The sequence below is a fragment of the Streptomyces diversicolor genome, from assembly GCF_057537855.1.
Genome location: NZ_BAAJXA010000006.1, coordinates 318,920 through 326,931, shown reverse-complemented (window position 1 = coordinate 326,931; position 8,012 = coordinate 318,920). Strand labels below are relative to the sequence as shown.

The 8,012-nt window shown below is 74.8% G+C and carries 6 protein-coding genes; all 6 read left to right on the top strand.

Annotated elements, in window-relative coordinates; all coding sequences use genetic code 11:
- The first annotated feature begins 3 nt into the window (after positions 1–3).
- The 6 genes from AC27LF_RS09870 to AC27LF_RS09845 all read left to right on the top strand — a co-directional run bounded on the left by AC27LF_RS09870 (position 4) and on the right by AC27LF_RS09845 (position 7,998).
- Positions 4–351 (top strand): UBP-type zinc finger domain-containing protein, encoded by a 348-nt coding sequence (locus tag AC27LF_RS09870; protein WP_479664040.1) that lies wholly within the window; start codon positions 4–6, stop codon positions 349–351.
- 1,020 nt (positions 352–1,371) lie between these two features.
- The gene (locus AC27LF_RS09865) at positions 1,372–2,592 is read left to right on the top strand and encodes a serine hydrolase domain-containing protein (RefSeq protein ID WP_479663986.1); all 1,221 of its coding nucleotides are present in this window, start codon (positions 1,372–1,374) and stop codon (positions 2,590–2,592) included.
- A gap of 85 nt (positions 2,593–2,677) precedes the next feature.
- Complete coding sequence (locus AC27LF_RS09860) at positions 2,678–4,219, top strand: CAP domain-containing protein (protein ID WP_479663987.1); 1,542 nt, start codon at positions 2,678–2,680, stop codon at positions 4,217–4,219.
- Between the two features lie 215 nt (positions 4,220–4,434).
- The gene (locus tag AC27LF_RS09855) at positions 4,435–5,112 is read left to right on the top strand and encodes an AIM24 family protein (RefSeq protein ID WP_479663988.1); all 678 of its coding nucleotides are present in this window, start codon (positions 4,435–4,437) and stop codon (positions 5,110–5,112) included.
- Between the two features lie 149 nt (positions 5,113–5,261).
- On the top strand, positions 5,262–6,221 hold the full coding sequence (locus AC27LF_RS09850; RefSeq protein ID WP_479663989.1) for a threonine/serine dehydratase family protein: 960 nt from the start codon (positions 5,262–5,264) through the stop codon (positions 6,219–6,221).
- A gap of 199 nt (positions 6,222–6,420) precedes the next feature.
- The gene (locus tag AC27LF_RS09845; protein ID WP_479663990.1) at positions 6,421–7,998 is read left to right on the top strand and encodes a serine/threonine protein kinase; all 1,578 of its coding nucleotides are present in this window, start codon (positions 6,421–6,423) and stop codon (positions 7,996–7,998) included.
- Positions 7,999–8,012: the final 14 nt, after the last annotated feature.

The following is an 8,012-nucleotide window of genomic DNA, read 5'->3' as shown; positions in this document are numbered from 1 at the left end:
AGCATGACCGACACCGCCATCGACCCCGCCGTCCCGCCGAGCGGCACCGGCTGCGTGGAGTGCGACGAGAGTGGCGGGTGGTGGTTCCACCTGCGGCGCTGCGCGGAGTGCGGGCACATCGGCTGCTGCGACGACTCGCCCTCCCGGCACGCCACCGCCCACTACGCGGCCACCGGCCACGCGGTGATCCGCAGCTTCGAGCCGGGCGAAGAGTGGTTCTGGAACTACGCCACGAACGAGCTGTACGAGAGCGGCCCCGAACTGGCGCCGCCGGCCGCCCACCCGGCCGACCAGCCCGTCCCCGGCCCCGCCGGCCGAGTCCCCGCCGACTGGGCCGAGACCCTGCGCTGACCCGGGCCCGCGCAGCCCCTGGGCGGCCTGCGTCCGGCCGTGTGCGTGGGGGCGGGCCCGGCCGCCACGACCGGTTCACCGAGGGGATCCGGGACTCTTCCGCCGCGGCGGTCTTCGGCTCCCTGACGCAGTGCGACGTACCGGCGGACCGGGCAAGGGCTGAGCCGCCCCGGCCCCGGGGGCAGGGCCCCTGCGGTCCCCCTCGTACTGCGTCCTGCCCGCACGCGGGCGCACAGCGGCCGTGGTCCACGCCCTCACCGCGGACCTCGCCACCGCCCTCGCGTCGGCACACGCCGCGCCGGCCACCGCCGCCCAGGCCACTTCCGCTCCTTGGGCCGCTCCCGCAGGGGCGGCCCCGGTCGGCGCGTCTTGCCGGCCGCCTTCACCGCACCCCCGGGCGCTGTGCCGTCCCACGCGGTGGTGCGCGCCCCGGCCCGGCCCATGCCCTTGGGGCGGGGCGGAGCAGACGTGCCTCGATCGCGATGCCGTGTCCGATGGCCTCGCCGGCCCGCGCGTAGACCTCACGGTCGCTGACGCCCTGGCGGGCGAGAGCGACGGCCCCCGCGGTACCGACCGCCGGACGGCCCGTCACCTCCCGCGTCCGGGCGCCGATCGCGACTGGCCGGCGATCGCCGCCACGCGGCCGCGGTTGTCCCAGTGGCACCCCGACCCAGCCGTGCCCGACGAGCCCGCAGCCGGTGCCGGTGGTCACCTCGGCGGAGTCGGACAGGCCCATCCCGGCACCGATCCTCCGCCCGGCGAGCGGCAGCGCACGGACGTCGGCCGGCTCCGCCGTCCATGAGGGAAACAGCGGCCGGCGAGCGGCAGTTGACGCGGTCTTCGGGCCGTCCGGCGACCTGGAACCCGGTGGGCCGCCGCGCCACCGGGTGAACGGCGGCCGACCGACTGTGTGTCAGCCGCGCGGAGGTGGCGGCGCGCGAGAAGGTGGCCTCGCCCGAACCCGGCGGCCCGAACCCGGGTGATTCACGCCGAACCGTCACAGAGGGGAGTGGAGATCGGATGATCTCAGCAACCGTGGGCAGGGGCGCGGTACTCGGAGCGGTGACGCTGTCGCTGCTCGGCGTGCCCGCACAGGCCGCGCCCGGCCAGGCCCGCGCCGAGCCGGCGGCCGCGCTGCCGACCCCGGACACCGCGGCGCTGCGCGAGGTGCTGCGCTCGGCGGTGGCGCAGGGTGCCCCCGGCGCCATGGCCCGCATCGACGACAGCGGAGCCCTGTACACGGCGGCGCGGGGCTACGCCGACCGGGCCGCCCAGCGGGCCATCGAGGCCACCGACCGCTTCCGCGTCGGCAGCGTCACCAAGACCTTCTCGGCCGTCGTGCTGCTGCAACTGATGGACGAGCGCAAGCTCAGCCTCGACGCGTCCGTCAACCGCTACCTGCCCGGCCTGCTGCCCGACGACCGGATCACGGTGCGGCACCTGCTGAGCCACCGCAGCGGCCTGTACGACTACACCAACGACCTGTTCGCGAGGACCGTCTCCGGCTTCGAGGCGGTGCGCAACAAGGTCTTCACCTACCGCCAGTTGGTGGACCTCTCCCTGAAGAAGCCGCGCACCGACGCGCCGGGCGCCGCCTACTCCTACTCGAACACCAACTTCGTGGTGGCCGGGATGCTGATCGAGAAGCTGACCGGGCACTCGGTGCGCTCCGCGTACGAGAACCGCATCTTCAAGCCGCTGAAGCTGAACGACACCTCGTACGTGCACCCCGACGTCAAGATCCCGGGCCGTTACGCCCGCGGCTATCTCACCCCCGACAGGGCCGGGGCCGCCCTGGTCGACTCGACCGAGCAGACCGCGTCCTGGGCGCAGAGCGCGGGCGCCATCATCTCCAGCCCCCGGGACCTCAACACCTTCCTGTCGGCGCTCGCCGGCGGCAAGCTGCTCTCGTCCGCCGCGCTCGCGGAGATGGAACGCTTCACGAAGGTGAACAGCACGACGGCGTACGGTCTTGGGCTGCGCCGCCGCGACCTGTCCTGCGGCGTCTCGGTCTACGGCCACACGGGTGTCGTCCAGGGCTACTACACGTACGCCTTCACCAGCGTGGACGGCCGGCGCAGCGTGACGGCGCTCGCCAACACCTCGAACAACACCACGGTGCTCAACACGATGGCGGGCACGCTGGAGTCGGCGTTCTGCGGCAAGCAGTCGAATCCGAAGCGGGTCAAGGCGGTCTTCGAGCGCACCGAGGACGTCGCTCCCGCGGTGGTGCGCCACTGAGCGACCCGGGAACCCTCGCGCGCCGTCCGGGCGTTGTCCCCAGGGACCCGCCGGGCCCGATCCTCCACTTCTCCTGGGCGGCGCGATGAGCGAGTTGGTACCCGGGGGCAATCTGCCCCTGCCGGGCGGCCCGCTGACCCTGCGGGTGCCCGGCCCCTTCGACGTGTCCGCCCTCGTCACCGGTGCGAGCGGGAAGGTCGGCGGCGACGCCGACTTCGTGTTCTACAACCAGCCGGCCGCCCCGGGCGTGCGGCTGCGCGGCGACACGCTGAGCGTGGACCCCGTCCGGCTGCGCGCGGGGGCGGTCCGGGTCACCGTGGCCGTCAGCGCCGCCGAGCCCGGCACGCCCCTCGGCCGGCTGCCCGCCGCCACCCTGCGGGTCAGCGACGGACAGGGCCGTACGCTCGCCCGGTTCGAGCCGCCGCGCCCCGGGCCCGAGACGGTGCTGCTGCTCGCCGAGCTGTACCGCCGGGGCGACGTCTGGAAGATCCGGGCGATCGGACAGGGGTACGCCGACGGACTGGCCGGACTCGCCCGGGACTTCGGAGTGGAGGTCGACGACGACACCCCACCCCCCGCCGCACCCGACCACACCACCTCCCGCACACCCGGCCCCGCCGTCTCCCGCACACCCGACCGCATCACCTCGCCCACACCCAGCTCCGCCGCCTCCCGCACTCCCGGCATCGGCCCCACACCCGTGTCCGGCCGCTCCCCCTCCCGCACACCCGACCCCGCCGCCTCCCGCACGCCCAGCTCCGCCGCCTCCCCCACACCCGGCATCGGCCCCACACCCGTGTCCGGCCGCTCCCCCTCCCGCACACCCGGCCCCGCCGTCTCCTCCGTGTCCGACCCGGAGGGCTATCTCGTCCTCGTCAATCCCGCTCGCGCCCGGGCCGGTGCGCCGCCCGTCGTCCTCGATGCCCGGCTGGCCGCCGCCGCGCACGCCCATGCGGTCTCGATGGCCGAGGCGGGCCGTCTCGGCACCGAGGGCCGGGACGGCACGTCGCTGCACCAGCGGATCACCGCGACCGGATTCGCGTACGCGACGGTCGGTGAGCACCTGGTCTCGGGACCGCGCACCCCCGCCGAGTTCGTCGCCTACTGCCTGCGCACCGAGCAGGCCCGGCGCACCCTCCAGGACCCGGCCCTCACCCACGCCGGACTCGCGTACGCCATCGGCCCTGGCACCGGCGACACCTACTGGACGGCGGTGTGGGCCAGGCCCCTCACCCCCGAGGACCTGGCGCGCACCCGGGCGGACGTGGTCGAGCTGACCAACCGCGCGCGCGGTCGGGCGGGGCTCGCGCCGCTGGCCGTGGACCGGTGGCTCACGGCCGCCGCGCAGGCGCACAGCGCGGACATGGTGGCCCGCGACTTCTATTCCCATACCTCGCCCGAGGGCACGCAGCCGTGGGACCGGGCCGCCGCCGCGGGCTCCCGGCGGCGCACGATCGGCGAGAACATCGCCTGCGGCCAGCGCTCCGCCGCCGAGGTGGTGGAGGGCTGGATGAACAGTCCGGGCCACCGTGCCAACATCCTGAAGCCGGACTTCACCCACATCGGCGTCGGCTTCGTCGGGGGCGGCCGTACGGGCACGTACTGGACGCAGCTCTTCGGCGCCTGAACGCTCCGCTGGAAATGCCGCGTCATGCCGTCGGTCGTCTGCGGCGCCGTCGTGGCTGGTCGCGCCCGCGCGGCGGAGCCGCATATCAATACAGCCCCGCGCCCCTTCGGGGCGCTGCAGTGGAATTCCCCGGATCTGCTACGCGCGACCGCGTAACCGTGCGGACACATTGCGCGACCTTGGCGGAACGGAGCCCTCCGGGACACCATGCGCGCATGAAGGGTGATCTCTTTTCCAGTGAGCACATGGTGCGCCCGGCCGTCGAGCCCGGCATGTCCGTCGAGAACGCCAAGTGCATCAGGTATGCGGTCCACGGCGAGATGCTGGCCCGTCAGGGCGCGATGATCGCGTACCGCGGCGGCCTCCAGTTCGAACGCAAGGGCCAGGGCGTGGGCGGCATGCTCAAGCGCGCGGTCACCGGGGAGGGACTGCCCCTGATGACGGTGCGCGGGCAGGGCGAGGCATGGTTCGCGCACGAGGCGCAGAACTGCTTCATCGTCGAAATCGAACCCGGCGACCAGTTCACCGTCAACGGCCGCAACGTACTGTGCTTCGACGCCTCGCTGTCCTACGAGATCAAGACCGTCAAGGGTGCGGGCATCACCGGGGGCGGCCTGTTCAACAGCGTCTTCAGCGGTCAGGGCCGGCTCGGCCTGGTCTGCGAGGGCACCCCGCTGGTCATCCCGGTCGCCCCGCAGTACCCGGTGTACGTGGACACGGACGCGGTGGTCGGCTGGACCGCCCGGCTGCAGACCTCGCTGCACCGGTCGCAGTCCATCGGCTCGATGCTGCGCGGCGGTTCCGGCGAGGCGGTGCAGCTGATGCTCCAGGGCGAGGGGTACGTCGTGGTGCGTCCGAGCGAGGCGACCCCGCAGAAGGCACAGCAGCACTGACGCGCCCGGCGCGGCGGGCCGCGCGGCCTGCGCCGGCCCCCTGGTGACCTTGATCCGTTCGAAGGGAGTTGACCCGCCCGGCGTCCCCGGGTGAGGGTGCCCATCGGCGCGGTTCTCCGCCCTCCACCGCGCCGGAAAGGGTGACAGCCTTGATCGGCATCCCGGACATCGAAGCCGCGGCGCGCGCCATCGCCCCGCATGTCGTACGCACCCCGACCGTGCCGAGTCCTGGTCTGTCCGCGCTGCTCGGCGCCCCGGTCACCGCGAAGCTCGAACTGCTCCAGCGCACCGGCTCGTTCAAGGCGCGCGGTGCCACGGCGAAGCTGCTGTCGCTGACCGAGGCCGAGCGCGCGGCCGGAGTGGTCGCGGTCAGCGGCGGCAACCACGGCGTGGCCCTCGCGGTGATGGCCGCCGCACTCGATGTGAAGGCGACGGTCGTCATGCCCAGGACGGCGCCCGCACGGTCGATCACGATCGCGCGGGAGGCCGGGGCGACGCTCCGGCTGACCGACGGCATGGACAGCGCGTTCGCGCTGGTGAAGGAGTTGCGGGACGAAGGTCTCACTCTGGTCCACCCGTTCGACGACCCCCTGGTGATCGCCGCGCAGGGCACGGTCGGGCTTGAGTTCGCGGACGACGCCGACGAGCTGACCGACGTGATCGTCAGCATCGGCGGCGGCGGGCTGATCGCCGGGGTGGCCGCGGCGCTGCGCGCCCGCCGGCCCGATGTGCGCGTGTGGGGCGTGGAGACCGAGGGCGCCCAGGCCATGTCCGAGGCGCTGGCCGCGGGCGGGCCGGTGCCGGTTCCGCTGTCCTCGGTGGTCACCACGCTGAGCGCCCCGTCGGTGTCGCGGCTGACCTACGACCATGTCGCCGCGCTGGTCGAGGAGGTCCTGGTGGTCCCCGACCGGGAGGCCGTGCGGGGCTGTCTCGACCTCGCCGAGCACGCCAAGGTGTGGGCCGAGCCGGCCGCCGGCTGCCTGCTGCCCGCGGCCCGGCAGGTGCTGGAGGGGGTGGGCGACGGCGCACGGCTCGGGCTGGTGGTGTGCGGCGGCAACACGACCCCCGGGGAACTCATGGCCCTGACGGAGCGGTTCGGGCTGCGCTGACGGGCGGCCCGACGCCGCGATCCCCGCCGCCTTCACCCGCCGGACAGCTCCCTGAAACCGCCCGTTCGACCGGAACGCGCCGACCACGTCGAGGGGTTGACCAAAGGACAGGAATCGCCCCCGAGTTGCGGCCGCGTTGAACACTCGGCGTCGCGCCCCGCGTACTCCTGGGAAAGACCACGCAGGGGTTCAGCGAGGGATGGCCATGGCCGAGACACACGTCCGCGCGCACGAGTGGCCGGACGGACGGTACCGGCTCGTGGAGGTCGTCCAGCGCGGCACCAACCGCGTCTGCTGGTACGCCGAGGACGTCGGGACGGGGCGGCCCCGCCTGGTGACCCGGGTGGAGCTCCCGGCGGACGGCACGGAGGAGACCGGGCGGCGGACCGCCGCCCGCGTCCTGCGCACCTGCGAGGTCATGGCGCGGCTGCGGCCCGGCCGGGTCGCCGCGGTCGTCGACGCGGTCGCGGAGGCGGGCGCGCTGTGGACGGTCGCCGAGTGGATCGACGGCACGCCCCTGGACGAACTCCTCGCTGGGCAGGGCGCGCTCCCCCACCCGCGGGCCGCCCGGATCGGCCTCGAACTGCTCGACGTGCTGGAGGCCGCGCACGACGCGGGCGTCACCCACGGTGAACTCAGCCCCGGCCAGGTCTTCGTCCGCGACGGGGGCCCGGTCGTGGTCACCGGGTTCGGCTGGGCGGGCACCACCCTCGCCCCCCGGGTCACCGCGCCGTCGTACGCCTCCCCCGAGCAGGCCCGCGACCAGCGGATCGGCCCCGCCGCCGACCTGTGGGCGCTCGGCGCCATCCTCTACACCATGACCGAGGGCCGGCCGCCGTTCCGCGACCGGGGCGGGCCCGAGGCCACGCTCAGGGGCGTGGACCGGCTGCCGCTGCGCACGCCGCTGCGCGCGGGCCCGCTGACGCCGGCGGTGCAGGGGCTGCTGCGCAAGGAGTCCTGGGAGCGGCTGCCGCGGACCCAGGTACGCGAGGTCCTGACCCGCGTGCTCGCCGAGGACGCGGGCGACGGTGGGCCGACCCGGCCGCGCGCCCGCCGGGGACTGGGCGGACGGGCCCTGGCCGCGGGGACCGCACTGGCCGTGGTCGCCGTGTCCGGCGCCGTCCTGTACGCCACCCGTGGCCTGCCGGCGACCGAGACGTCCGCGGCCGCCCCGCCGCCCGAGAAGTCCGCCGCGGCCAGCCCCACCGGCTCCTCCCCCGCGGCCACCCCCAGCCCGACCGCCCCGACCGTCCCGACCGTCCCGACCGCCTCCGCCGGCGCGCCCGCCCGTCCGGGACCGGGCGTCCTGCCGAACGGCTACCGCGGCCACACCGCCGCGGAGGGCTTCACCGTGGCCCTGCCCGACGGCTGGAAGCGGCTGCACACCACACGCGGCAGCGACCTCTCCTACCGCGTCACCTACGGACCGGGCGGCTCCGACCCGCGCACCCTGGCCGTCACCTACAGCCGGCGTCTCGGCCCGGACCCGGTCGCCGTCTGGCGGGACGACGTCCAGCCCGGCCTGGAGCGCACCGGTGGCTTCCGGCGGATCGGCGCCATCAGGGCGACCGTGTACCAGGGGTACGAGGCCGCCGACATGGAATGGCTCTCGGGTACCGGACGCGACCGGGTGCGCACCTTCGGCCGGGGCTTCCTGCTCGGCGACCACCACGGTTACTCCCTGCGCTTCACGACCGCGGCCGGCGCCTGGGACGCCGCGGACAGCCGGTCCGCCCTCGACACGTTCCTGCGCACGTTCCGCGCGCCGAAGCACTGAGCCGCCCCGCCGCG

Excerpts from the sequence above, each read along its gene's own strand:
- AC27LF_RS09855 (WP_479663988.1), top strand. The coding sequence starts at position 4,435 with ATGAAGGGTGATCTCTTTTCCAGTGAGCACATGGTGCGCCCGGCCGTC.
- AC27LF_RS09865 (WP_479663986.1), top strand. The coding sequence starts at position 1,372 with ATGATCTCAGCAACCGTGGGCAGGGGCGCGGTACTCGGAGCGGTGACG.
- AC27LF_RS09860 (WP_479663987.1), top strand. The coding sequence starts at position 2,678 with ATGAGCGAGTTGGTACCCGGGGGCAATCTGCCCCTGCCGGGCGGCCCG.
- AC27LF_RS09845 (WP_479663990.1), top strand. The coding sequence starts at position 6,421 with ATGGCCATGGCCGAGACACACGTCCGCGCGCACGAGTGGCCGGACGGA.
- AC27LF_RS09870 (WP_479664040.1), top strand. The coding sequence starts at position 4 with ATGACCGACACCGCCATCGACCCCGCCGTCCCGCCGAGCGGCACCGGC.